24 protein-coding genes, 1 tRNA gene and 1 pseudogene are annotated in these 23,208 nt (G+C 59.4%); 14 read left to right on the forward strand and 12 right to left on the reverse strand.

Features of this window, described 5'->3' with window-relative positions:
• Positions 1–195 precede the first annotated feature (195 nt).
• Positions 196–498, forward strand: a complete 303-nt coding sequence (locus C4J91_RS20260) for a type II toxin-antitoxin system HigB family toxin (RefSeq protein ID WP_124363952.1) — start codon at positions 196–198, stop codon at positions 496–498.
• Entirely contained in the window at positions 498–854 is a 357-nt protein-coding gene (locus tag C4J91_RS20265) for a type II toxin-antitoxin system HigA family antitoxin (protein WP_124363953.1), read from the forward strand. Before C4J91_RS20260 ends, C4J91_RS20265 begins: the two co-directional genes overlap by 1 nt.
• 66 nt (positions 855–920) lie before the next feature.
• Here the strand turns inward: C4J91_RS20265 and thrH are convergent, their stop codons facing one another.
• Positions 921–1,538, reverse strand: coding sequence for a bifunctional phosphoserine phosphatase/homoserine phosphotransferase ThrH (gene thrH, locus C4J91_RS20270; RefSeq protein ID WP_124363954.1), 618 nt, complete (start codon positions 1,536–1,538; stop codon positions 921–923).
• Between the two features lie 150 nt (positions 1,539–1,688).
• Between thrH and C4J91_RS20275 the strand changes: the two genes are divergently transcribed.
• The 3 genes from C4J91_RS20275 (at position 1,689) to C4J91_RS20285 (ending at position 5,162) form a co-directional block, all read left to right on the forward strand.
• Positions 1,689–2,429, forward strand: a complete 741-nt coding sequence (locus tag C4J91_RS20275; protein ID WP_124363955.1) for a phosphoadenylyl-sulfate reductase — start codon at positions 1,689–1,691, stop codon at positions 2,427–2,429.
• Positions 2,430–2,890: 461 nt separating this feature from the next.
• Positions 2,891–4,420: an NCS1 family nucleobase:cation symporter-1 gene (locus C4J91_RS20280; protein ID WP_124363956.1), complete on the forward strand. Its 1,530-nt coding sequence runs from the start codon at positions 2,891–2,893 to the stop codon at positions 4,418–4,420.
• A 13-nt stretch (positions 4,421–4,433) separates the two neighbouring features.
• On the forward strand, positions 4,434–5,162 hold the full coding sequence (locus C4J91_RS20285; RefSeq protein ID WP_124363957.1) for an aspartate/glutamate racemase family protein: 729 nt from the start codon (positions 4,434–4,436) through the stop codon (positions 5,160–5,162).
• Positions 5,163–5,271: 109 nt separating this feature from the next.
• On the opposite strand, the gene C4J91_RS20290 is transcribed toward C4J91_RS20285, so the two are convergent.
• Positions 5,272–6,201 (reverse strand): LysR family transcriptional regulator, encoded by a 930-nt coding sequence (locus tag C4J91_RS20290; protein ID WP_124363958.1) that lies wholly within the window; start codon positions 6,199–6,201, stop codon positions 5,272–5,274.
• Positions 6,202–6,307: 106 nt separating this feature from the next.
• Here C4J91_RS20290 and C4J91_RS20295 point away from each other — a divergent pair, with 106 nt between their 5' ends.
• On the forward strand, positions 6,308–7,054 hold the full coding sequence (locus C4J91_RS20295; protein WP_124363959.1) for a 3-oxoacyl-ACP reductase family protein: 747 nt from the start codon (positions 6,308–6,310) through the stop codon (positions 7,052–7,054).
• Between the two features lie 129 nt (positions 7,055–7,183).
• On the opposite strand, the gene C4J91_RS20300 is transcribed toward C4J91_RS20295, so the two are convergent.
• Positions 7,184–7,870 (reverse strand): HAD-IA family hydrolase, encoded by a 687-nt coding sequence (locus C4J91_RS20300; RefSeq protein ID WP_124363960.1) that lies wholly within the window; start codon positions 7,868–7,870, stop codon positions 7,184–7,186.
• Between the two features lie 226 nt (positions 7,871–8,096).
• On the opposite strand from C4J91_RS20300, the pseudogene C4J91_RS20305 reads away from it, so the two are divergent.
• From C4J91_RS20305 to C4J91_RS20320, 4 genes and pseudogenes are all read left to right on the forward strand, one after another.
• Positions 8,097–8,336, forward strand: a pseudogene (locus C4J91_RS20305) (type II toxin-antitoxin system RelE/ParE family toxin); the annotation flags it as partial.
• Positions 8,320–8,646 carry a helix-turn-helix domain-containing protein gene (locus tag C4J91_RS20310; RefSeq protein ID WP_124363962.1) on the forward strand — a complete coding sequence of 109 codons (327 nt, stop codon included), beginning with the start codon at positions 8,320–8,322 and terminating at the stop codon, positions 8,644–8,646. The pseudogene C4J91_RS20305 and the gene C4J91_RS20310, both read left to right, overlap by 17 nt.
• 100 nt (positions 8,647–8,746) lie before the next feature.
• Positions 8,747–9,325, forward strand: coding sequence for a DUF4337 domain-containing protein (locus tag C4J91_RS20315; protein ID WP_124363963.1), 579 nt, complete (start codon positions 8,747–8,749; stop codon positions 9,323–9,325).
• A 144-nt stretch (positions 9,326–9,469) separates the two neighbouring features.
• Entirely contained in the window at positions 9,470–9,805 is a 336-nt protein-coding gene (locus tag C4J91_RS20320) for a hypothetical protein (RefSeq protein ID WP_124363964.1), read from the forward strand.
• 171 nt (positions 9,806–9,976) lie between these two features.
• On the opposite strand, the gene C4J91_RS20325 is transcribed toward C4J91_RS20320, so the two are convergent.
• The 4 genes from C4J91_RS20325 to C4J91_RS20340 all read right to left on the reverse strand — a co-directional run bounded on the left by C4J91_RS20325 (position 9,977) and on the right by C4J91_RS20340 (position 12,551).
• On the reverse strand, positions 9,977–10,276 hold the full coding sequence (locus C4J91_RS20325; protein ID WP_124363965.1) for an Ada metal-binding domain-containing protein: 300 nt from the start codon (positions 10,274–10,276) through the stop codon (positions 9,977–9,979).
• 39 nt (positions 10,277–10,315) lie between these two features.
• Entirely contained in the window at positions 10,316–11,419 is a 1,104-nt protein-coding gene (ada, locus tag C4J91_RS20330; RefSeq protein ID WP_124363966.1) for a bifunctional DNA-binding transcriptional regulator/O6-methylguanine-DNA methyltransferase Ada, read from the reverse strand.
• 99 nt (positions 11,420–11,518) lie between these two features.
• Positions 11,519–12,235 (reverse strand): 2OG-Fe(II) oxygenase, encoded by a 717-nt coding sequence (locus C4J91_RS20335; RefSeq protein WP_124365197.1) that lies wholly within the window; start codon positions 12,233–12,235, stop codon positions 11,519–11,521.
• A 226-nt stretch (positions 12,236–12,461) separates the two neighbouring features.
• A tRNA-Ser gene (locus C4J91_RS20340) sits at positions 12,462–12,551 on the reverse strand.
• Between the two features lie 318 nt (positions 12,552–12,869).
• Here C4J91_RS20340 and C4J91_RS20345 point away from each other — a divergent pair.
• The 3 genes from C4J91_RS20345 to C4J91_RS20355 all read left to right on the forward strand — a co-directional run bounded on the left by C4J91_RS20345 (position 12,870) and on the right by C4J91_RS20355 (position 15,620).
• Positions 12,870–13,562, forward strand: coding sequence for a crotonase/enoyl-CoA hydratase family protein (locus C4J91_RS20345; protein ID WP_124363967.1), 693 nt, complete (start codon positions 12,870–12,872; stop codon positions 13,560–13,562).
• 212 nt (positions 13,563–13,774) lie between these two features.
• Positions 13,775–14,497 carry a 1-acylglycerol-3-phosphate O-acyltransferase gene (locus C4J91_RS20350; RefSeq protein ID WP_124363968.1) on the forward strand — a complete coding sequence of 241 codons (723 nt, stop codon included), beginning with the start codon at positions 13,775–13,777 and terminating at the stop codon, positions 14,495–14,497.
• Positions 14,498–14,648: 151 nt separating this feature from the next.
• On the forward strand, positions 14,649–15,620 hold the full coding sequence (locus C4J91_RS20355) for a magnesium and cobalt transport protein CorA (protein WP_124363969.1): 972 nt from the start codon (positions 14,649–14,651) through the stop codon (positions 15,618–15,620).
• Here C4J91_RS20355 and C4J91_RS20360 read toward each other — a convergent pair.
• The 3 genes from C4J91_RS20360 to C4J91_RS20370 form a co-directional block, all read right to left on the reverse strand.
• Entirely contained in the window at positions 15,598–16,329 is a 732-nt protein-coding gene (locus tag C4J91_RS20360; protein WP_124363970.1) for an amidotransferase, read from the reverse strand. The genes C4J91_RS20355 and C4J91_RS20360 overlap by 23 nt on opposite strands.
• Positions 16,330–16,417: 88 nt before the next feature.
• Entirely contained in the window at positions 16,418–18,565 is a 2,148-nt protein-coding gene (locus C4J91_RS20365; RefSeq protein ID WP_124363971.1) for a 3-hydroxyacyl-CoA dehydrogenase NAD-binding domain-containing protein, read from the reverse strand.
• A gap of 17 nt (positions 18,566–18,582) precedes the next feature.
• On the reverse strand, positions 18,583–19,788 hold the full coding sequence (locus C4J91_RS20370; RefSeq protein ID WP_124363972.1) for an acetyl-CoA C-acetyltransferase: 1,206 nt from the start codon (positions 19,786–19,788) through the stop codon (positions 18,583–18,585).
• 646 nt (positions 19,789–20,434) lie between these two features.
• Between C4J91_RS20370 and C4J91_RS20375 the strand changes: the two genes are divergently transcribed.
• Entirely contained in the window at positions 20,435–21,241 is an 807-nt protein-coding gene (locus tag C4J91_RS20375) for a cytochrome c (protein WP_124363973.1), read from the forward strand.
• Between the two features lie 213 nt (positions 21,242–21,454).
• Here C4J91_RS20375 and C4J91_RS20380 read toward each other — a convergent pair whose 3' ends face one another.
• Both C4J91_RS20380 and C4J91_RS20385 read right to left on the reverse strand, forming a co-directional pair.
• A complete protein-coding gene (locus C4J91_RS20380) occupies positions 21,455–22,258 on the reverse strand; it encodes a transglutaminase family protein (RefSeq protein ID WP_124363974.1) in 804 nt (267 codons plus the stop codon).
• Positions 22,255–23,205 (reverse strand): alpha-E domain-containing protein, encoded by a 951-nt coding sequence (locus C4J91_RS20385; protein ID WP_124363975.1) that lies wholly within the window; start codon positions 23,203–23,205, stop codon positions 22,255–22,257. Before C4J91_RS20385 ends, C4J91_RS20380 begins: the two co-directional genes overlap by 4 nt.
• Positions 23,206–23,208: the final 3 nt, after the last annotated feature.

Here is a 23,208-nt window from a genome sequence, read left to right on the forward strand (position 1 = left end):
AGCGACTTCGGCACGAAAAAACCTGAATCAGAACGGTGGTGGACCAACGGTGAGCGGCGCGATAGCGTCCGACTTCCGCCGCCCAACGGCCGTCTGTGAAGGATCACATATGCCCCTCAATCGTCAGAACTTGTTTCAGGGATTGCATGCTCACCCACTCGGGCCTACTATCTCCCAATATGGGAGGAAAGAGCGATGCGAATAATCGCCCTCTCAACCTTACGAAGGTTCTGGGAAAGCCATCCGGCTTCTGCCGATGCAAAAACGCCCTTGGTTGAGTGGTATCGCCATATGGAAAAGACCCTTTATCCGACACCCCAGGCACTCAAGGCTGAGCTCAGGACTGCAAGCATCCTCAAAAGCGGCAGGGTTGTATTCAACGTGGGTGGCAACAAGTACCGGGTGGTCATGTCGATCGATTATGAGCGACAGCTTGGCTTCATCCGCTTTGTCGGCACCCACGCGCAGTACGACACAATCAATGCGGAGACCGTGTAATGAACATCAAACCTATTCACTCTCAGGAAGACCTGGCCGCTGCGCTCGCGCGCGTTGAGCAGATTTGGGGAGCGGCCATCGGCAGTGCCGAAGGTGACGAGCTGGAAATTCTCGCTGTTCTGATCGAGAAGTACGAGGCGGAACACTTTCCGATGCCGCCTTCGGACCCAGTGGAAGCGATTAAATTCCGCATGGAACAAATGGGCTTGACTGCCCGCGATCTGGAGCCATTCATCGGCCCCAGCGGGCGAGTTTCAGAAGTGTTGAACGGCAAGCGCAAGCTGAGCCTGGCGATGATCAAACGCCTGCATGAGGGATTGTGTATCCCATATGAACGGTTACTGGCGGGCATTTAGGCGCAGCTGGGAGGGCCATGTGGAGAGGGCTTGCTCCCGATGAGGCCATCAGCCGCGCCAGATAATTTACAGGCTCAACTGTCGGCTGGACGCCTTGATAAACTCCCGCTTCAAATCCTCAAACGTATGCACCGCCGGAAACTGCGGGAACTCGCGAATCACATTCTCCGGCGCGTGGAATAGAATCCCTCGGTCTGCCTCACCCAGCATGGTGGTGTCGTTATAGGAATCCCCCGCCGCAATCACTCGGTAGTACAGCGTCTTGAACGCCAATACCGACTGGCGCTTGGGATCTTTCTGGCGCAGTTGGTAGCTGACCACCCGGTCGTTTTCATCGGTAATCAGGCGATGACAGAGCAGGGTCGGAAAGCCCAGCTGGCGCATCAGCGGTTGGGAGAATTCGTAGAAGGTGTCGGAGAGGATCACCACCTGGAAGCGCTCGCGCAGCCAGTTGACGAACTCGATGGCGCCGTCCAGGGGCTTGAGGGTGGCAATCACTTCCTGGATATCGGCAAGCTTGAGCCCGTGCTCATCGAGGATACGCAGGCGCTGCTGCATCAACACGTCGTAGTCGGGAATGTCACGGGTGGTGGCGCGCAGGGATTGGATACCGGTTTTTTCGGCGAAGGCGATCCAGATTTCCGGAACCAGTACCCCTTCCAGGTCGAGACAGGCAATTTCCACAGGACACTCCGTTCGTATTATTCAAGTTGAGCGAGCAAAAGGACTGCCGAACTCTAGCGACTCAAGCACGCCGCCGCAACGCAGGGTAGATTTTGATACCATCGCCCCCTATAGAGCGCTCAGCGCCACTGACCTGTAGGAACCGTCCTGATGAACCAAGCCTTCGACGTCGTTGAACTCGCCACGACCTATGCCAACAAGTCCGCTCAGGACATCCTCAAGCTGGCGTTCAGCCAGTTCGGTGACGACCTGTGGATTTCCTTCAGCGGCGCCGAGGATGTGGTGCTGGTGGACATGGCCTGGAAGCTGAACAAGAACGTCAAGGTGTTCAGCCTCGACACCGGTCGCCTGCACCCGGAAACCTACCGGTTCATCGAACAGGTGCGTGAGTTCTACAAGATCGACATCGAACTGATCTCGCCGGACCAGAGCAAGCTGGAACCCTTCGTCAAGGAGAAGGGCCTGTTCAGCTTCTATAAGGACGGTCATGGCGAGTGCTGTGGCATACGCAAGATCGAACCGCTGCGCCGCAAACTGGCAGGCGTGCGCGCCTGGGCCACCGGCCAGCGCCGCGACCAGAGCCCTGGCACCCGCAGCCAGGTGGCCGCGCTGGAAATCGATACGGCGTTTTCTACCCCGGAACGTACCTTGTACAAATTCAATCCGCTGGCGCAAATGACCAGCGAGGAGATCTGGGGTTATATCCGCATGCTGGAGCTGCCCTATAACAGCCTGCATGAACGCGGTTTTATCAGCATCGGCTGCGAGCCCTGCACCCGTCCTGTGCTGCCGAACCAGCATGAGCGCGAAGGTCGTTGGTGGTGGGAGGAAGCCACGCAGAAGGAATGCGGGCTGCATGCGGGGAATATCATCAGCAAGACGAAGGCCTGACACAGTTAACCTGTGGGAGGGGGCTTGCTCCCGATGGCATAGTGTCAGGCACTGTATGGGGTGACTGACCCGGCACTATCGAGGGCAAGCCCCCTCCCACATTTGTTCTGTGTTGGCGATGAAAATGTACACATAGCTGTAACCATAGGTGCCATTTATGTGTGCAATCCAATATGAATCGCACCAAAACGTAACACTTCTTTCCTCTCTATTTTTGCCCTCCTGAGTCTGCCCTCTTCCTCATAAAAATAAATAGCTGTTCAAACGGTCAATTTATATCGCTTTCAATTCAGCCAGTTATTTCAATCAGCGATAAAAACAAAATTAACCGTAGGTTTGATAGTCCCAAAACTGGCACGCATGTGGCTTAAGGTGAAATACGCTTTGTATACAATAAATACAAAACCTACATACACTTTGCCATCTGCCGCTCTGCTGCGGATGCGCTGGAGCCTGCCGGAATGCGTACAAGCCTCTCCAATGACATTGCGCTGGATCTGCCCTCCTCCGTCCTGAATCCCGACGCGGCAAGCCCCGGCCCGTTGGTACTCAGCTCACGCCTGCACAACAAGGACCTCGCCCCGACCAAGATCGAAGGCCGTCGCTGGGGGCGCTACAGCATCTTTGCGCTGTGGACCAATGACGTGCACAACATCGCCAACTATTCATTTGCCATCGGCTTGTATGCATTGGGTCTGGGCGGCTGGCAGATCCTGTTGTCCCTGGGGATCGGTGCGGCACTGGTGTACTTTTTCATGAACTTGTCGGGGTACATGGGCCAGAAGACCGGCGTGCCATTTCCCGTGATCAGCCGTATCAGCTTCGGTATTCATGGAGCACAGATTCCGGCGTTGATCCGCGCCGTGATTGCGATTGCCTGGTTCGGTATTCAGACCTACCTGGCTTCGGTGGTTTTCCGTGTGTTGTTGACGGCCGTTCATCCAGGGTTTGCCGACTATGATCACAACGCGATCCTCGGCCTGTCATCGCTCGGCTGGGCTTGCTTCGTGGCGATCTGGCTGGTGCAACTGGTGATCCTGGCCTACGGCATGGAAATGGTACGTCGCTATGAGGGGTTTGCCGGGCCAGTGATTCTGCTCACCGTGGCCTCGCTGGCCGGCTGGATGTACTTCCAGGCAGGCGGCAACATTGCCTGGTCGATCCGCGAACCGCTGAGCGGCGGCGAGATGTGGCGCAATATCTTTGCCGGAGGTGCGCTGTGGTTGGCGATCTACGGCACGCTGATCCTTAACTTCTGCGACTTCGCCCGCTCCTCGCCCTGCCGCAGGACGATCCTGGTGGGTAATTTCTGGGGCCTGCCGGTGAATATCCTGGTGTTCGCCGCCATCACCGTGCTGCTGTGCGGCGGGCAGTTCCAGCTCAATGGCCGGGTAATTGAAAGCCCGACTGAAATCATCGCCGCCATTCCCAATACCTTCTTTCTCGTGCTCGGCTGCCTGGCCTTCCTGATCGTTACCGTGGCGGTGAATATCATGGCCAACTTCGTCGCACCAGCGTTTGTGCTGAGCAACCTGGCGCCCAAGTACCTGAACTTCCGCCGCGCGGGCCTGATCAGCGCCACCGTGGCGGTGCTGATCCTGCCTTGGAACCTCTACAACAGCCCGCTGGTGATCGTGTATTTCCTTTCCGGACTGGGCGCGCTGCTGGGGCCGTTGTATGGGGTGATCATGGTTGACTACTGGCTGATCCGCAAAAGCCAGGTGGATGTGCCGCAGCTGTATAGCGAAGACGCGCAGGGCGTTTATTACTACAGCCGGGGCGTGAATCTGCGCGCGGTGGCGGCGTTCGTTCCGGCAGCGGTGATCGCCATCCTGTTGGCATTGTTGCCTGGGTTTGCCAGCGTCTCGCCGTTCTCCTGGCTGTTTGGCGCCGGTATTGCAGGGTTGCTGTACCTGCTGATCGCCAAGCGCCAGCCGTTCTACGCCGATGTCAGCGGCGAAAGCATTGCAGTCGATAACGCCAGTCATTAAACAAGGAGCTTCCATGCGCATCCTCGTGGTCAACGTCAACACCACTGAATCCATCACACAAACCATCGCTCAGCAGGCGCGCAGTGTGGCTTCGCCTGGCACCGAGATTGTCGGGCTCACTCCCTACTTCGGCGCCGAGTCGGTGGAGGGCAACTTTGAAAGCTACCTGGCCGCCATCGCGGTAATGGATCGCGTAATGGCCTACGACCAGCCATTCGATGCGGTGATCCAGGCCGGCTACGGCGAGCATGGCCGCGAAGGCCTGCAGGAATTGCTCAACGTGCCGGTGGTGGATATCACCGAGGCCGCAGCCAGCATGGCGATGTTCCTGGGCCACGCCTACTCGGTGGTGACCACCCTGGACCGCACAGTGCCGTTGATCGAAGACCGGCTGAAACTCGCCGGCCTGTACCAGCGCTGCGCCTCAGTGCGCGCCAGCGGCATGGCGGTGCTGGAGCTGGAAGCAGACCCACTGGCCGCCATGCAAGCCATCGTGCGCCAGGCGGAACTGGCCATCCTTGAGGACAAGGCAGAAGTAATCTGCCTGGGATGCGGCGGCATGGCCGGGCTGGACGAGCAGATTCGCCAGCGCACCGGGGTGCCGGTGGTGGATGGGGTGACGGCGGCGGTGACTATCGCTGAGTCGCTGGTGCGGTTGGGGTTGTCGACGTCGAAGATCAGGACCTATGCCACGCCGAGGCCGAAGAAAGTCATAGGTTGGCCCGGCAAGTTCGGCCACTGAAGATCAACTGTGGGAGGGGGCTTGCTCCCGATGCGGCGGATCAGCCAATGAATATGTTGGCTGACACACCGCATCGGGGGCAAGCCCCCTCCCACAGTTGGAATTCTGTTTACTTTGCGACCGCACTGAATCTGCGGCCCAATTGCTGCTCGACAAACTGCTCGATCACAAAATCCACAAACGCCCGGGTCTTGCCCGGCAGTAGTTTGTGCTCGGCGTAGTAGATGGAGATATTGCCGTCGTCCACATACCAGTCCGGCAACACCCGCACCACCGCGCCGCTGTCGAGGAACGGCACAGCCATCGGCATGCTGACCAACGCAATGCCCAGCCCTTGGGCGCTGGCGCAGCAGGCGGCTTCCGAATCGCTCATGGTCATTGCGGGTTTGAGCACCAGGGGGCTGTGCTCGCGCTCGCGGTGGGTCAGTTGCCATGAGCGCACCCTGCCGGTTTGCGGTGAGCGGATCAGGATGCCATGGCAGCGCGATAAATCCTCGGGCGTACGCACCGCAGGGCGTTGCGCCAGGTAAGCCGGTGAAGCCACCAGCACCCGGTGCGCCGGCGTCAACTTGCGCGCCACCACGCCTTGAGGCAGTTCGAAGCCACCGCCAATCGCGGCGTCAAAGCCCTGGCCGATCAAGTCGACCTGGCGGTTATCGAAATGCCAATCCGGGCTGATAGCCGGGAAGCGTCGCATGAACTCACCCAGCAACGGCACCACATACCGATTGCCAAATACGGTGCCCATGCTGACCTTCAGCGTACCCACCGGCCGCCCTTCGGCGCTGGCCAGGTTGGCCACGGCGTTTTGAATCGTGGTGAGGCTGCCGCTGACCTCGTCGAGGAACAGCTTGCCGGCTTCGGTCAAGGTCAGGCGGCGGGTGCTGCGCTGAAACAGCCTGACGCCCAGGCGCGCTTCCAGCTTGGCCACGCTTTTGCCGACCGCTGCCGGCGTCAGGCTCAGGTGCCGCGCAGCCTCCGCGAAGCTGCCGCCTTCGGCGCTGCGCACAAAGCATTCGATACTGCCAAAGCTTTCCATATCGCCCCACTCTAAACTTTTGGTTTACACAGACTATAGCAATCACGCTCTACCGGTACCGGCGAGGGAGGTCGATACTCGGCTCATCAACTACTTGGAGATCGACATGACCCCATCTACCCTCACTGGCAAAGTCGCCTTGGTTCAAGGCGGTTCCCGCGGCATCGGCGCAGCCATCGTCAAGCGCCTCGCCGCGCAAGGCGCCGCCGTTGCCTTTACCTACATCAACTCGGCCGCCAAGGCTGAAGCCTTGCAGAACAGCGTGATCAGCGCAGGCGGCAAAGCCCTGGCGATTCAGGCCGACAGCGCCGATGCCACGGCGATTCGCAACGCAGTCAACGTCACAGTCGACACCTTCGGGCGCCTGGATATTTTGGTGAACAATGCAGGAGTGCTGACCATCGCGCCGCTGGAAGCGTTCAAGCTGGAAGACTTCGATCAGACCCTGGCAATCAACGTGCGCAGCGTCTTTATCGCCACTCAGGAGGCCGCCAAGCACATGGGCGAAGGCGGCCGGGTGATCAATATCGGCAGCACCAATGCCGAGCGCATGCCGTTTGGCGGTGGTGGTCCGTACGCGATGAGCAAGGCGGCGTTGGTCGGTTTGACCAAAGGCCTGGCGCGCGACCTGGGGCCACGAGGTATCACCATCAATAACGTGCAGCCAGGGCCGGTGGATACCGACATGAATCCGGCGAACAGTGATTTTGCCGAGAGCTTGATTGGGCTGATGGCGGTGGGTCGGTATGGGCATGTGGAGGAAATCGCCAGCTTCGTGGCGTACCTTGCCGGGCCGGAAGCCGGGTACATCACAGGCGCCAGCTTGACCATCGACGGTGGTTTCAGCGCCTGAGATTTAGCAACACGGCACAACCCATGTGGGAGGGGGCTTGCCCCCGATTGAGGTGGATCAGCTATTGATAAGTTGGCTGATACACCGCTATCGGGAGCAAGCCCCCTCCCACATTTTTTCCGTGTTCAATCAGGACATGGGCGGCAGGCCGTAAGCACCCAGGTCGAAATCCGCAAGTTTGCGGATGATCTGGTCGGCATGCTGATACTTGCTGTCGGCCATGGCCTCATCGGGCACGGCGATGGCGGTCATGTGCGCCGCTTTCGCCGCCGTCACGCCGAACGGCGAGTCCTCGAAGACCAGGCAATCCTCGGGCGCCACACCCAGGCGGCGCGCGGCAGTGAGAAAGATGTCCGGCGCAGGCTTGGCGGCACCGACTTCCGGGTCGTCGGCGGTCACGATGGTGTCGAACAGAGCAAACCACTCGCGGTGCAAGGTGGTCTTGTGGCCGAACGAGTTGCGCGACGAACTGGTGCCCACCGCAATCGGGATGTTATGCGCCTTCAAATGCCGCACCAACGCCTCGGCACCGGGCATGCCCAGGGCTTTGGGGAAACGCTCGCTCATCAGCGGTTCACGAATCTGCAGAAACTCAGCCGGCGTGATCGGCAAGTCCAGCGCCTTGACCACATAGTCCGCCAAGTCCTGGGCACCGCGCCCAATGATGTGCTGCTTGATGCTCCAGTCATAGGTGCGGCCATAGCGTTCGGCGATGATCTGCGTGACTTCGGTGTAGATGCCTTCGGTGTCCAGCAACAACCCGTCCATATCGAAAATCACAGCCTTGATCGGGACAGCGGTACGCGGTGCGTTCATCACAACAGAACCCTGGAGGAAGGACTAAAAGGATTCAGCACAATAACGGCCCTGGTTGCTTGCAGGCAACCTTCCTGAAGCCTGGATCGGGTATTCATACCAGGCAACAGTTTTATCGACCGGCGCGCGCGGCGCACGTCTAGGGTTTGTGTGTGGCAGCGATCAGCCTTTCACCAAGGCCCGAAAATACACCTTGCAAACCTTATAAAAGACTTATTAACCTCCAATGAATTCGATCCACTGGACCCGTAAATCCGTCAAACAGCTGCTTCGGTTGCATACCTATCATCAGCAACAGGTACGCGATGCGGTGTCGGCGCTTGAGCGCGTGCCCGACGCAGTCAATGTCAAGAAGCTGGTTAATTACCCCCACGGCTATCGGCTTCGGGTAGGTCATTACCGCGTAGTGTTCGACTGGGACGGGGACATCATTCAAGAGGTCAAGAAACGTGACGAGCGAACCTACTGCCGTACAGATCATCCACAATACCGAGGGCAAGCCAGCCTTCGTGGTGATTCCCTATGAACACTATGTGGCCCAGCAAAACGACCCGAATCTTATTCCTCATGCTGTCGTCAGTCGCTTGGTGGATGGAGCTACGCCTATACGTGCCTGGCGCGAGCACCTGAACCTCACCCAGGAAGAAGTCGCCAAGCGACTGGGCATTTCACAATCTGCATTCGCCCAGCAAGAAGCGGTAAACAAACCGCGTCGGACCACGCGGGAAAAGATTGCCAAGGCATTTGGTATAAACGCCTGTCAACTTGAGCTATGACCTCGTGCTGTACATGCACCTGATCCGACGTTATCGACAGCGTTGAGACAGCTGCACTGGTGAAGAATCAGGCTCCCTCTGCCCCCTCGTAGACGCCGCCATGTCCGAAGCTTTCGAAGTCCCCAGCCCCCACGAAAAGCACCTCGAACACACCACCGAACATGCCCACGGCCGTGGCGACACCTTCGCCAGCCGTATCGCGGTGATGACCGCGATCATGGCCACCGTTGGCGCCATGCTCAGCTACCAGGCCGGCTCCAGCGAAAGCGAGGCGGCGATGGACAAAAACAACGCTGCGATCATCAAGACCGAAGCCGCCAACCAATGGAATTACTATCAGGCCAAATCCAGCCGCCAGAACCTGGCGGAACTGGCCACACATATTCCCGGCGTGGATGCCGCCCACTACAACGACGAAATCCAGCGCTATAAAAGCCAGAAGGAAGAGGTGCGCAAACAGGCCGAGAAGCTTGAAGCCACCTCCCTGGAATGGGACCGCAAATCCGAAGAAGCGCTGCACCAGCACCATCGTTGGGCCCAGGCGATGACGGCGATTCAGATCGCGATCTCACTGGCGGCGATCACCTTGCTCACGCGCAAGGAATGGCTCAAGCGCATGGCGTATTCGGCCGGCGGTGTGGCCGTGGTGCTGGGTAGCCTGGCATGGCTGCATCTCTGACCGAGCGCGGGCAACTGTGGGAGGAGGCCTGACTGCCACCACGTAAAATGAAACCTTGGCGCGCTGATTTCAATCCGCTATCTGAGCGATTAAAGTGTCGCGCCTCGAGAATTGAATCTCGAGATTCAGCCCATGGAGTTAAGCGTGAAGTACGTCAGTAAAGTAGTTGCAGCAGCCGTTCTTGGTTTCACCCTGGCAGGTTGCACCGGCACCGCCATGAAAACCCAGCAATACGACGCCAGCCAATACACCGTGCTCGGCCACAGCGAAGCCAGCGCCACCGGCATCATGCTGCTGGGCATTATTCCGATAGGCCAGAACAGCCGCTTCGTCCGCGCCCAGGATGCAGCCATCAAGGCCAAAGGCGGCGACGCCATGATCAACACCCAAGTGCAGGAAAAATGGTTCTGGGCTTGGGTACTGAACGGCTACACCACCAAAATTTCCGGTGATGTGGTCAAGTTGAAAACCGCGCAATAAGTAAGTTGCCGGGCGCCGAGCCTGGCAAGCGACGTTTCATGGGCCTGACTTCAGGGGATGGCCCATGAACCTCAGTAGTATTTACGTAATCTTGGCTGTCCTGTTACTTAACAGTACTGGCCTGCTAAGTTGCGTGCTTGATCAAGTTGAAAACGCGGATACACCGATAGTCTAAGGTTCACATTCTTCCGTTATCACACGCCCCCTTATGTGCCCTTCAATTGTCCGCTGCCACTCACGATGACTGGCGGGCATGCATCGAAAGCAGGGGCGATAGCCTGCCAATCGTGCGGTCTGTTCATCGATAAAAAACACACGATCCTTCACATACCCGCCTTTACTCAATGCCCGCAGTGCAGCCGGGCAGTCCAGGTGCCCGTAGATCTTGCTTCCTTTATGCCCGCCAAACTGACCCGGCTTGGAACTGAGGGCAGGCTTGCCGTGGGAATCCATGACTTTCCAACGCCTCATTACGCACCCTCCCCCCGTCCAGTCCCTATCCGGTGCAGTTCATCCGACAACGTGTGCAGCGTACAGGCTTTTCTCGCGCTCGATCAACTTGCGCTTGCGCTCCACCCCCCAACGGTAGCCAGACAAGGATCCATCACTGCGCACCACGCGATGGCATGGAATCGCCACTGCGAGTTTATTGGCCCCGCATGCGTTAGCCACTGCGCGGGTGGCACTGGGCATACCTATCCGCGCGGCGACCTGGGCGTATGTCTCGGTCGTTCCTGCAGGAATATCCCTCAGCGCCTGCCAAACCCGTTCCTGAAATACGGTGCCACGGATGTCCAACGGCAGCGCAAAACCGGTGCCCGGCGATTCGACAAAGCCGACGACAGTGGCCACCAGCGCCTCGAACTCGGCGTCGCCACCAATCAGGTTGGCGTTGGGGAACTGGTCCTGAAAGCTCTCCACCAGCACATTAGGGTCATCGCCCAATAAAATCGCGCAAATGCCGCGCGCGCTTCTGGCCACCAGGATCGAGCCCAGCGCGCTTTCGCCCAGTGCGAATTTGATATCCACATTGGCCCCCCCTGCGCGGTACTCGGTGGGTTTCATGCCGAGGATATTTTGTGATGCCTCATAGAATCGGCTATTGGAGTTATAGCCCGCCTCATAAAGAGCGTCGGTGATGGTGCCACTGAGCGAAAGCTGGTCTCTGACGCGCGAACGCAATGAAGCGACGCTGTAGGCTTTAGGCGTGAGGCCTGTAAGTTTCTTGAAGACTCGATGGAAGTGGAAGCTGCTCATGCCCACCTGTTCGGCCAGATCACCCAGGTTGGGAACCACGTCCGATGCATCGATAAGCCGGCAGGCTTCGGCAACAGCCGCCGCATGCTTCTGGGCGACGGCCGCCGGGTTGCTGCTGTCGCGCTTGGAGGGGCGAAACCCGGCCCTTTCGGCTTCAGCTGCGGTGTCGAAAAACACGATATTTTCTGGCCGAGGCAGCTTGGTCGGACTGAAGGGTTTGCAGTAAACCCCGGTGGTCAGCACGCCGTAGACGAAATCGAGGTCTGCATCAGCCTGGCGGTTGACGAGAATATTCCAGCGCGGATCGTCCTCGGCCCTCAGCACGGGCTGGGTGGTTTGGTCTTTAACGCATTCCATGGCAATGCCCCCATCTTCGCAATTTGCACAAGCCTATCGCTATTGAACCGCGTTAAAACTCCGAGTCTTGCTTTCATATTCGAACGTCTGGCCGTTCCATCACTGCGCATCATGGAATATTACGCCAAGGGTAAACCGCTCCCCCGCTCTGACCTCGCTCACGCCGTGGCGCGTAAATACGGAGTAGAAGCCTCTCGCCCCCTTCACGGGCCTGCGGTTGACGGCAAAAATCACTGCATCGCCCTTGCGCAGCGGCACTACGTTGACCCTGGACTGCATTCGTGGCCGCTGTTCGGTAAGCACGAATTCGCCGCCGCTAAAGTCGTCATTGGGCTCAGACAGGAGGATAGCCATCTGCACGGGAAACAGAATGTCTCCATACAGGTCGCGGTGCAGGCAATTGTAGTCTCCTGCACCGTAGCGCAGCAGCAGCGGTGTGGGGCGCTCTTGCCGGGCGTCGTGGCACTGGCTTAGAAAGTCTTCGTGGCGTTCGGGATAGGGAGGTTCGAGGCCAAGTTTAGTGTTCCAATAGTTGGCCAGTGGGACCATCTGCGGGTAAACACAGGATCTCAATGTGGCGATAATCGACGGCAGCGGGTAGGCAAAATATTTATATTGGCCTGAACCGAAGCCGTGCCTGCTCATATTGATACACGACCTGAAAATGTCCGGCTCGCAGTAGCTATCGATAAGACGCTGGCAGACGTCTGGGTCGAGCAGGTTCTCGATGACGGTAAAGCCGCTGGCGTTTACGCGATGCAGATGCTCACTCCAGTTTTCGCAAGCGAGCCTTGTTTCCAATGCCGTGTCGACCATTGCCATTCCCTTGTGGATTGCATGATTGTCAACATACCGCAGGCAATCCATGGGAGCCTCCGGTTTGTTGCTATCAAATTAATCCAGTGAACCGGCATGGGTTTCTTGGAGGCTGCAACTATCGCGAACGACCTGACGACAAGGACACCGCTCCAAAATCCGATTGGGGGAACAAAAACCGTAGAATGCAAAAAGGCCCCATTTATGGGGCCTTCAGGTATCAATATGGCGGTGAAGGAGAGATTCGAACTCTCGATACAATTTCTTGTATACACACTTTCCAGGCGTGCTCCTTAAGCCACTCGGACACTTCACCGTATCTCGTCAAACCAGTTCAGTCTGTCGAGGCGCGCTAATGTAGTCGAAAGCCTTTCTGATGGCAAAGGTTTTTTTCAGAATTTTCATGCGGTTAGACGGGTATGCCGAACAGCGTCTGTGTATGGGGGTGATTGTGCCAATCTCGGGCATGGCTCGGGATGGTCTACGCTGGCTATGGTGCCCTGCCCCAGGCGCTCTGCTGTCGGGTGTGGAGCGAAAGCCTGACTGGGCAGTCAGTCACGGCGCTTTACCCGCGCGGGCGTGGTGGGTAACGTCTGCTGCATCTTCTATAACAAGTCCTACAAGGAACCGCGTCATGAGTGAGTTGATTGCCTACCACCTCGAAGACGGTATCGCGACCCTGACCCTGAGCAACGGCAAGGTGAATGCCATTTCTCCCGCCGTGGTCAGTGCGTTCAATGCGGCGCTGGATCAGGCGGAGAAGGACCGGGCGGTGGTGGTGATCACGGGCACGCCTGGGATTCTGTCGGGGGGTTATGATTTGAAGGTGATGACGGCCGGCCCTAAAGAGGCCATCGGCCTGGTCACTTCGGGCTCGACGCTGGCGCGTCGGCTGTTGGCGCATCCGTTCCCGGTGATTGTGGCGTGCCCTGGGCATGCGGTGGCCAAGGGTGCGTTCCTGCTGCTGTCGGCGGATTACCGGATTGGTGTGGAAGGCCCGTTCAGCATTGGCCTGAATGAAGTGGCGATTGGCATGACCATGCACCACGCCGGTATCGAGCTGGCGCGGGATCGTCTGCGCAAGTCGGCGTTTCATCGGTCGGTGATCAATGCCGAGATGTTTGACCCGCAAGGCGCTCTGCAAGCGGGCTTCCTCGACAAGGTGGTAGCGCCGGAAGAATTGCACGCGGCGGCACTGGAAGCGGCGCGGCAGTTGAAGAAGATCAATATGAATGCGCACAAACACACCAAGTTGAAAGTGCGCAAGGCACTGCTGGATGCGTTGGATGATGCAATCATCCAGGACCAAAGCCATAACCTGATTTAACGTCCCACACTTGCTGTACCGAAGCCCGACCTTGAGTCGGGCTTTTTCTTACAATCCAAGCCGAATAACCCGGGCCGCTCTAGACAGGCGTTATCGGCACACGTTGAAACATGCGCTTAAACATCGCCTATCTCCTACCTCTGCAGGGGCAATTGCCGAATACAGTGCACATCCGTACACTGCGCCACCTTTTGTCCTGGTGGGCCGTGTCGATGCTGTTCCTGCTACGTATGTTGTTGATGAGCATGCACTTTATAGTCGCTGGTGTAGTGGGCGTGCTGTTGGGGATCTTCCGGCCGTTCAATCCGGACAACAGCCGTCTGTGCGCACGCCTTTACGCACTGCCGGCGATGTGGATCCTGCGCCTGAACCTGAAAGCCGATGTCGACTCCCTGCGTAACAAGCCCGGCACTTGCGTGGTGATCGCCAACCACCAGTCCAACTACGATCTGTTTGTGCTCGGCACCGTGGTGCCCCACCGCACGGTATGCATCGCCAAGAAGAGCCTGAAATGGGTGCCGTTGTTCGGCCAGTTGTTCTGGCTGGCCGGCAATGTGTTGATCGACCGCGGCAATGCGCACAAGGCGCGCCGGGCCATGCTCACCGTTACCCGCACCTTGCAACACGAAGACACGTCTATCTGGGTGTTTCCAGAAGGCACGCGCAACCTGGGCAGAGGTTTGTTGCCGTTCAAAAAAGGCGCGTTCCATATGGCGATCGCGGCCGGTGTGCCGATCGTGCAGGTGTGTGTCAGTAATTACGTCACGCATATGCGACTTAATCGCTGGAACAGTGGGGATGTACTCATACGCTCGTTGGCGCCGATTCCTACTGCCGGAATGACTGCGGATGACGTTCCGGCGTTGATGCAAACGTGTCAGGCGCAGATGGATGAGTGCATTGCGCAGATGGATCGTGAGCTGCAAAGCGCTTGAACGCCTGCGGCGTGGTCTGAGGAGCGCGCAGGGCGACGCGGAGCGTCACGGGGGGCATTCCCACGCAGAGCGTGGGAACGATCACTCTACGGAACGCCATTCGGGCTAAGCTGCCCAACATCTGTCCTCTTGATAAGAAGTGATCAGCACCATGGGTAGAGTCGTTGCGGCCGCCGTCTACAGCGCCGGAAAGAAAGTCACTGATATTACCCTCGACGAAGGCGCGGCCTGGGCCGCCAAACCCGGCCACTTTGTGTGGATCGGCCTGGAAGAGCCCAGTGCTCAGGAGCTGAACAACCTGCAACGCCAGTTCAACCTGCACGAACTGGCCATCGAAGACGCCATGGAAAAGCACAGCCGCCCGAAGCTGGAAACCTTCGGCGACGCGCTGTTTATCGTCACCTATTCACCGGTGCGGGAGAACGGCAAGCTGGAGTTTATCGAAACCCATATCTTCGCCGGCAATGGCTACATCATCACCGCCCGTAATGGACACTCAGCGTCCTACGGTTTTGTACGCCAGCGCTGTGAGGCGCGTCCGTTGTTGCTGGAGCATGGCGAAGATTTCGTACTCTATGCCTTGCTGGATTTCGTCACCGAAAACTACCAGCCAGTCAGCGAGGCGATCCACGCCGAGATCGATGAACTGGAGCGCAACGTGCTGTGCAGCTCCCTGAGCGAGCGCGACATCCAGAACCTTCACGGCCTGCGCCGCGACGTGTTGCGGCTCAAGCGCTATGTGGCGCCGATGGTGGAGATCAGCCAGGAACTGCAGAAGCTGAGCTTCCCGTTTATCGACAAGAACATGCGCCCATATTTCCGTGATGTGCAGATCCACGTCACGCGGCAGATGGAAGACCTGACGACCCTACGCGATATCGCTAGCCAGACCATCGAGATCGGCGTGTTACTGGAGGCCTCGCGCCAGAGCGTGGTGCAGCGCAAGTTCGCCGCTTGGGCGGCGATCCTCGCGTTCCCCACGGCGGTCGCGGGGATTTATGGGATGAATTTCCAGAACATGCCCGAGCTGCAATGGCACTACGGTTATTTTGCAGTGCTCGGGTTGATTGCGGTGGGCTGCACCAGCCTGTGGGCAAGCTTCAAGCGTTCGGGCTGGCTTTAGGTGTGTGCGCCACAAAGCGCATCATCCATTCCGCCACGGTCGCGCCGTGGTGGTCCCGCTCCAGGCTGGCCACGCCGTTGGTATAGACCTTTTCGCCCAGGGTTGTCTGAAGAATCTCAAGCAGTTCGCGGGAATAGTCGTGAACAAATTCCGGGTGGCCCTGGAAGCACAACACCTGGTCACCAATGTGATACGCCGCGATGGGGCAAAACTCGCTCGAGGCAATGACCGTGGCATTTTCCGGCAGGGTCGTGACCTGGTCCTGGTGGCTGATCAATAGCGTCAGTTCCGGCACTTGCGGGCTCATCCAGGGTGCCTTGGCATCGAGGGTGTAGTCGTGAATGCCCATGCCCCAGCCTTGGCTGGCGCGTTCGGTCTTGCCGCCGAGCAGCAACGCCAGCAGTTGGTGGCCGAAGCAGATACCCAATAACTTGTCGCCACGCTCGTAGCGCTGGAGCACGTAGGTCTTGAGGGTCTGGATCCACGGGTCGGTGCCGAAAGAGTCGGCCTTACTGCCGGTGATCAGGTACGCGTCAAAGGCTTCGTCATCCGGCGGGTATTCACCCTGCACCACGTTGTAAACCACAAACTCGGCGGCGATCGGCTGCTTGGCAAACAGGCGCTTGAACATCTGCCCGTAACCTTGGTACTGATCGATCAGGCCTGGACGCAGGATATCGGTTTCCAGGATGCAGACGCGTAGCGACATAAAAAATACCTGACACGGCGATGGGAATATTGAACACCCCAGAGCGTGCCTTGAAACACCTGTTCAAAGCAAGCCCTCCACCGCCTCATCAGCGGAACGTTTCACCCTGTGCGGCCTTCTCCAGAAGCAGCGCTGGCGGCGCAAACCGTTCGCCATACGTGTCGGCCAGATAGCGCGCCCGGGCAATGAAGTCGTTCAGGCCGTACTGGATGATGAACTGCAACGCGCCGCCACTCCAGGCGGCAAAGCCAATGCCGAAGATCGAACCGATATTGGCGTCGGCCGTGGACATCAACACGCCCTCCTCCACGCAACGCACGGTTTCGATGGCTTGGATAAACAGCAAGCGGTCGCGCACGTCCTGGGGCGAAATCTGTTTACCGGGCTGTTCGAACCGCGCCTTGAGTTCTGGCCACAGGTGCTTCCGGGCGCCTGCTGGATAGTCATAAAAACCGCCACCGGCGGCCTTGCCCGTGCGCTTGTATTCGTTGACCAGCAGGTCGATCACCGCCGTCGCCGGGTGGGCCTTCGGCACCTCGCCTTGGGCTTGCAGGTCCTTGGCGGTTTGTTGGCGGATATGGCTCATGAGGCTCAGGGATACTTCATCCGATACCGCCAGTGGCCCGACCGGCATACCGGCCTTGCGCGCTTCGGTCTCGATCATCGGCGCGGCCACACCTTCGCCGAGCATGGCGATGCCTTCGTTGGTGAATGTGGCGAACACCCGCGAGGTGAAGAAGCCACGGCTGTCGTTGACCACAATCGGGGTTTTCTTGATTTGCAGTACGAAATCAAAACCCCGCGCCAGGGTTTCGTCGCTGGTGTGAGCGCCCTTGATGATCTCCACCAGGGGCATCTTGTCCACAGGGCTGAAGAAATGCAGGCCGATGAATTTGCCTGGGTCCGGCACCGCAGTCGCCAAACCGCTGATGGGCAAGGTCGAGGTATTGGAAGCGATCACCGCGTCGGCGCCGACCACGCGTTGCGCGGCGGACGCTACCCTGGCCTTGAGTTCGCGGTCTTCGAACACCGCTTCGATCACCAGGTCACAGCCGGCCAAGTCGGCGTCATCCTGTGTAGGGCAAATCCGCGCCAAGGTGGCTTCGCGCTGCTCGGCGGTCAATTGCTTACGGCTGACGTTCTTGTCGAGCAACGCGGCCGAATGGGCCTTGCCCTTTTCGGCCGCCGCCAGGTTGACGTCCTTGAGCACCACGTCGATCCCTGCACAGGCGCTGGCATACGCAATGCCCGCCCCCATCATGCCGGCGCCGAGCACACCGAGCTTGCGCGTCACAAAAGGCGCAAAGCCCTGTGGTCGCGAACGGCCGGCGTTGATTTCATTGAGCTGAAACCAGAACGTGCCGATCATGTTTTTCGCCACCTGCCCGGTCACCAGCTCGGTGAAATAGCGGGTTTCGATCAAGTGCGCCGTGTCGAAATCCACTTGAGCGCCTTCCACGGCAGCGCAAAGGATTTTCTCCGGCGCCGGGAAACAGCCCTGGGTCTTGCTGCGCAGAATCGACGGTGCGATGGCGAGCATCTGCGCAACTTTCGGGTTCGACGGCGTGCCCCCAGGAATCTGATAGCCCTTGTTGTCCCACGGCTGCCGGGCCTCGGGATGGGCGAGAATCCAGGCGCGGGATTTGGCCAGCAGCTCATCGCGGTCTGCCGCCATTTCATCGATCAGACCCGCCTGCAATGCCTGCGCCGGCCGCACTTTCTTGCCTTCCAGCAGATACGGCAGGGCTTTTTCCAGGCCCAGCAGGCGCACCATGCGCACCACCCCGCCGCCGCCCGGCAACAGGCCCAGGGTGACTTCAGGCAAGCCGAGCTGCACAGAGTTGTCGTCCAGCGCGATCCGGTGATGGCAGGCCAGGCAAATCTCCCAGCCACCGCCAAGGGCCGCACCGTTGATCGCGGCCACCACCGGTTTGCCAAGAGTTTCCAGGCTGCGCAGTTGCGCCTTGAGCACGCCGACGCCGTCATAGAATTGCTTGGCGTGGGCGGTGTCGACCTGGATCAGCTCATTGAGGTCACCGCCGGCAAAAAACGTGTTCTTGGCCGAGGTAATGATCACCCCGGCCAGGTCGGCTTTTTCTGCCTCCAGGCGCGCAATGGTGGCCGCCATGGCCGCACGGTACGTGGCGTTCATGGTGTTGGCGCTTTGGCCGGGCATGTCGAGGGTCAGCACCACGATCTGGTCCTGGCCTTTTTCGTAACGAATGGCGTCGGTCATGACAGTTTCCCTAAGGCTCAGAGGCGTTCGATGATAGTGGCGATGCCCATGCCACCGCCGACACACAGGGTGGCCAGGCCGTAGCGCTGCTGACGCACTTCCAGCTCATCGAGCAAGGTGCCGAGGATCGCGCAGCCGGTGGCGCCCAGCGGGTGGCCCATGGCGATGGAGCCGCCATTGACATTGACTCGAGCGGCGTCGATGCCCATGTCCTTGATGAATTTGAGCACGACCGAAGCGAACGCCTCATTGACCTCGAACAGGTCGATGTCCTCGACGCGCAGGCCGGCCTTGGCCAACGCCTTGCGCGTGGCCGGAGCAGGACCGGTGAGCATGATGGTGGGATCGGTGCTGGTCACCGCCGTGGCAACAACCCGCGCGCGCGGCTGCAAGCCGAGCTCGCGCCCTTTGGCCTCGGAGCCAATCAACATCAAGGCAGCGCCGTCGACAATCCCGGAGCTGTTGCCGGGTGTGTGCACATGCTGGATGCGTTCCACTTGGCTGTAGACCCGCAACGCGGTGGCGTCGAAGCCCATCTGGCCGATCATTTCGAAACTCGGCTTGAGCTTGCCGAGGCCTTCGAGGGTGGAGTCGCCACGAATAAATTCGTCATGGTCCAGCAACACAATGCCGTTCTGGTCCTGCACCGCGATCAGCGACTTGTTGAAGGATCCGTCTGCCCGTGCCCTGGCGGCTTTCTGCTGGGACTGTAGGGCAAAGGTGTCCACGTCCTGGCGGGTGAAGCCTTCCAGGGTAGCGATCAGGTCGGCCCCAATGCCCTGAGGTGTGAAGTGGCTGTGCAGGTTGGTTTGCGGGTCGAGAACCCAGGCGCCCCCGTCGCTGCCCATTGGCACGCGGGACATGGACTCGACGCCGCCGACCACCACCAGGTCTTCAAAGCCGGAACGCACTTTCATCGCCCCGAGGTTGACGGCCTCCAGGCCCGAGGCGCAGAAGCGGTTGACCTGCACGCCGGCAACGCTGATATCCCAGTCCGCTACCAGCGCGGCGGTCTTGGCGATATCGGCGCCCTGGTCGCCCACCGGAGTGACGCACCCAAGCACAATGTCATCCACCTGGCGGGTGTCGAGGTCGCTGCGTTGCGCCAGCGCCCTGAGCAAACCGGCGACCAGGTTGACCGGCTTGACGCTGTACAGGGCACCGTCAACCTTGCCTTTGCCTCGGGGCGTGCGTATCGCATCAAAGATCAAAGCTTGGGTCATGATGGCCTCGAACCACAGTGGGTGTAGGCCCCTACCTTAAGCCCGATTGACACGGTTTCAATGACGGATGCGCTCAGTGCTTTTGACCCCCTCGCTCGGACGAACGGTAGGCAGCTACGGGAAACTCCGGGTTAATCGTTTTAGCTGTCTAGCCTCGGGGTTGGCGCCAAGATGGCACTACGCCTCATGCCGTTTTAAGCGGATAAAGTGCTTAGCTGATATGAAATGGATCTATGCGCCGAAGAACGACGGCTCTAAGGTTGAATCTGTAAGAAGCTGCTGCCGGGTTTTGCTGGAGCGGTTGTAAGAAAAGTTTCTCGCCAGGTCGCGATACTGGATTAACCGGTACGCATTTGACGTTCAGGAATAACAACAAAAGGCAGTCAGCCATGTTCAAACATTCGAAAGTACGTCAGGCGGGACTTATTCTGTTCGCCACCACACTGATTCTGATCTTGCCCAATTTAACCAAGGTTATCGGGTGACGACTCGACCTAATTATTCCGTGCGCACACAGTATCGGGATTACAGCGTTTGGCAGCACCTGCCGGGGCATTGCGTATAGTCGTCCTGTTGCAGGGGCTGTCTTTTTGCGCGCAGATTTGCGCTATCGTAGTTCTCCCGTCACCTCGAAACGGCCTGCCCTTTGAAATCGATCCTCGCCTTGCTCGCGCTGTTGCTGACCCTGCCCGCTTCGGCGGCGCAACTGACCATCGAACTGGACCACGCCAGCAAGACCTGGCAGACGGCGGACCTGCTCAAGCATCCGGACGCGCGGACGGTGCAGATCGTCGATGACGTTTCCTACAAGCGCACCATGACCTACCGGGCCGTGCCCTTGGCGAGTCTCCTACCGGGCCTGAACCCTGCGAGCCATGTGCAAGCGGTGGCCCTTGACGGTTTTGCCGCCGAACTCGCCGCCGCGCCACTGCTGGAAAACACTGGCGCTCGCGCCTGGCTGGCGGTCGAAGACCCGGCCCATCCATGGCCTGCGCTGGGAGACGAAAAACCGAGCGCGGGGCCGTTCTACCTGGTGTGGACCGATCCGCAGGCCGGGCATATCAGCCCGGAACAGTGGCCGTTTCAGATCTCCGGCATCAAGCAGCTGCAGACGGTCGCCGAGCGTTTTCCGGCGCTGCTGCCTGATCCGCAGTTGGCGGCCAACGATCCGATCAACCAAGGCTTTGCGGTGTTCCAGAAGAACTGTCTGGCTTGCCATCGCCTCAATGGCGGCGGCGATGCCCAAGTGGGCCCTGACTTGAATATTCCCTACAGCCCCATCGAGTATTTCAGCGGTGATTTTCTCAAGCGCTACATCCGTGACCCGCAAAGCATGAGGCACTGGCCGCAGGCTAAAATGCCGGCGTTTGCTGCCGGTGTGCTACCGGACCATGAGTTGGATTTGCTGGTGGGGTATTTGCAGCATATGGCGGGGCGCAAGCAGCAGCCTTGAGGCTCGCGCAGATCAAAAGTGGGAGGGGGCTTGCTCCCGATAGCAGTGTGTCAGTCAGCTTATCGGTAACTGACACACCGCCATCGGGAGCAAGCCCCCTCCCACATTTTGGATTGAGTACAGTCAGTCAGCCCGGCGCACGGCCATGCCGCATTGCAAAACTCCTGAAACAACACAGCCCCCTCCCACACTGGGCGCGGGTTGTATTTAAGATTATTGCTGCTGCACGGAAACCACCGGGGTCGGCGCGACAAACACCTTGGCATGCATCTGCTCATGCCCTCCCCCACGGCGCATGCCACGCACCGGGCAGGCGTCCAGGTAGTCCAGGCCCACGGCGAGTTTCAGGTGCCGCTCCGGCCGGGCCAATTGGTTGGTCACGTCAAAACTGTACCAGGCGTTATCCAGCCAGGCTTCGGCCCAGGCATGGCTCGCCAGGTGCGTGCTGTCTTCGGTGTACAGATACCCTGATACGTATCGCGCCGGAATCCCCAGGCTGCGCGCACAGGCCAGGAACGCATGGGTATGGTCCTGGCACACGCCCGCGCGGCCGGCGAAGGCCTCGGCAGCGCAGGTGTCGACGTCCGTGGCGCCCGGCGTGTAGGCCATGGATTGGTTCAGCGCCTGCATCAGGTCGATCAGCGCCGTGCGGTCGCGCCGCTGGTGGCAGTGTTGCTGGGCAAAACCGCGCAGGGCTTCGTCGGGCTCGGTCAGGCGCGTGCCGCGCAGGAACGGAAAGGCTGACTGGCTCTCGTGTTCAGCCTCACTCAATTCGTCGATATCCACCTGGCCACGGGCGCCGATGATGATGGCGTCGTGAGGTTCGTCCAGGGTCAGCACATGCAGGATGTTGCCGAATGGGTCCACTTGCGCCCGTACGGGGCGCGGCAGATCGAGCTGCCAGCTCAGCACACGCTGGCGCTCACTGTCGTGGGGCGTCAGGCGCAGATATTGGATGCTGGCGCGCACCTGGTCTTCGTAGTGGTAGGTGGTTTCGTGGCTGATGGAGAGTCTCATGCCGCCTCCAGGTAGGAGCTGTAGATGGCGTCGCCCAACTGGCGGACCAAGGGGATAAAGTCGGTCAGCCAAGCGTGCAGGCCTTCCTCGAGGATTTCATCGATGGCGGTAAAGCGCAGGCGCGCGTCCATCTCGGCGGCCAGACGCTGGGCCGGGCGACCGTTGAGGCCCGGCAGGCTGGCGAGGATCTGGTCGATCTCTTCGCTGCAAGCCCGTAGCGAGCGCGGCACATCAGCGCGCAGCAGCAACAGTTCGGCGACTTGCCGGGCGCCCGGCGCATCCCGATAGATCTCGGTGTAGGCCTCGAACGACGACAATGCCCGCAGCAGCGCGCTCCATTGATAGTAGGCGTGGGCCGTGCCATCGCTGACCGTTGCAGCCTGGTCGCCGGCCATTTCGTAACGCGCGTCCAGCAGGCGCAGGGTGTTGTCGGCGCGCTCGATGAAGGTGCCCAGGCGGATAAAGCGAAACGCATCGTTACGCATAATGGTGCCGTAGGTGGCGCCGCGGAACAGGTGCGAGCGCTCCTTGACCCATTCGCAAAACCGGCTCATGCCGTAGCGGCTCAAGCCCTGTTGGGCGATATCGCGAATATCCAGCCAGGTAGCGTTGATGTTTTCCCACATGTCGGCGGTAATTCGCCCACGTACCGCATGGGCGCTGGCCCGTGCGGCGCCAAGGCAGCTGTAGATGCTGGCCGGGTTGGCAGCGTCCAAGGCGAAAAAGTGCAGCAGGCGTTCGGCATGCAGTTCACCGTGGCGCTCGTGGTAGTCCTCCAGGGTGCCGGTGATCAACAGCGGCATGGCCAATTCGTGCAGGCCGTCGCCGCGCCCGTCCTGGGGCATCAGCGACAGCGAATAACTGACATCGAGCATGCGCGCGAGGTTTTCCGCGCGCTCCAGGTAGCGCGACATCCAATACAAATCCGAGGCAGTTCTACTCAACATGTG

The organism is Pseudomonas sp. R3-52-08, from assembly GCF_003851745.1.
Classification (GTDB): domain Bacteria; phylum Pseudomonadota; class Gammaproteobacteria; order Pseudomonadales; family Pseudomonadaceae; genus Aquipseudomonas.

Excerpts from the sequence above, each read along its gene's own strand:
- C4J91_RS20260 (WP_124363952.1), top strand. The coding sequence starts at position 196 with ATGCGAATAATCGCCCTCTCAACCTTACGAAGGTTCTGGGAAAGCCAT.
- C4J91_RS20265 (WP_124363953.1), top strand. The coding sequence starts at position 498 with ATGAACATCAAACCTATTCACTCTCAGGAAGACCTGGCCGCTGCGCTC.
- C4J91_RS20275 (WP_124363955.1), top strand. The coding sequence starts at position 1,689 with ATGAACCAAGCCTTCGACGTCGTTGAACTCGCCACGACCTATGCCAAC.
- C4J91_RS20280 (WP_124363956.1), top strand. The coding sequence starts at position 2,891 with ATGCGTACAAGCCTCTCCAATGACATTGCGCTGGATCTGCCCTCCTCC.
- C4J91_RS20285 (WP_124363957.1), top strand. The coding sequence starts at position 4,434 with ATGCGCATCCTCGTGGTCAACGTCAACACCACTGAATCCATCACACAA.
- C4J91_RS20290 (WP_124363958.1), bottom strand. The coding sequence starts at position 6,201 with ATGGAAAGCTTTGGCAGTATCGAATGCTTTGTGCGCAGCGCCGAAGGC.
- C4J91_RS20295 (WP_124363959.1), top strand. The coding sequence starts at position 6,308 with ATGACCCCATCTACCCTCACTGGCAAAGTCGCCTTGGTTCAAGGCGGT.
- C4J91_RS20300 (WP_124363960.1), bottom strand. The coding sequence starts at position 7,870 with ATGAACGCACCGCGTACCGCTGTCCCGATCAAGGCTGTGATTTTCGAT.
- C4J91_RS20315 (WP_124363963.1), top strand. The coding sequence starts at position 8,747 with ATGTCCGAAGCTTTCGAAGTCCCCAGCCCCCACGAAAAGCACCTCGAA.
- C4J91_RS20325 (WP_124363965.1), bottom strand. The coding sequence starts at position 10,276 with ATGAGGCGTTGGAAAGTCATGGATTCCCACGGCAAGCCTGCCCTCAGT.
- ada (WP_124363966.1), bottom strand. The coding sequence starts at position 11,419 with ATGGAATGCGTTAAAGACCAAACCACCCAGCCCGTGCTGAGGGCCGAG.
- C4J91_RS20335 (WP_124365197.1), bottom strand. The coding sequence starts at position 12,235 with ATGGTCGACACGGCATTGGAAACAAGGCTCGCTTGCGAAAACTGGAGT.
- C4J91_RS20345 (WP_124363967.1), top strand. The coding sequence starts at position 12,870 with ATGAGTGAGTTGATTGCCTACCACCTCGAAGACGGTATCGCGACCCTG.
- C4J91_RS20350 (WP_124363968.1), top strand. The coding sequence starts at position 13,775 with ATGCTGTTCCTGCTACGTATGTTGTTGATGAGCATGCACTTTATAGTC.
- C4J91_RS20355 (WP_124363969.1), top strand. The coding sequence starts at position 14,649 with ATGGGTAGAGTCGTTGCGGCCGCCGTCTACAGCGCCGGAAAGAAAGTC.
- C4J91_RS20360 (WP_124363970.1), bottom strand. The coding sequence starts at position 16,329 with ATGTCGCTACGCGTCTGCATCCTGGAAACCGATATCCTGCGTCCAGGC.
- C4J91_RS20365 (WP_124363971.1), bottom strand. The coding sequence starts at position 18,565 with ATGACCGACGCCATTCGTTACGAAAAAGGCCAGGACCAGATCGTGGTG.
- C4J91_RS20370 (WP_124363972.1), bottom strand. The coding sequence starts at position 19,788 with ATGACCCAAGCTTTGATCTTTGATGCGATACGCACGCCCCGAGGCAAA.
- C4J91_RS20380 (WP_124363974.1), bottom strand. The coding sequence starts at position 22,258 with ATGAGACTCTCCATCAGCCACGAAACCACCTACCACTACGAAGACCAG.
- C4J91_RS20385 (WP_124363975.1), bottom strand. The coding sequence starts at position 23,205 with ATGTTGAGTAGAACTGCCTCGGATTTGTATTGGATGTCGCGCTACCTG.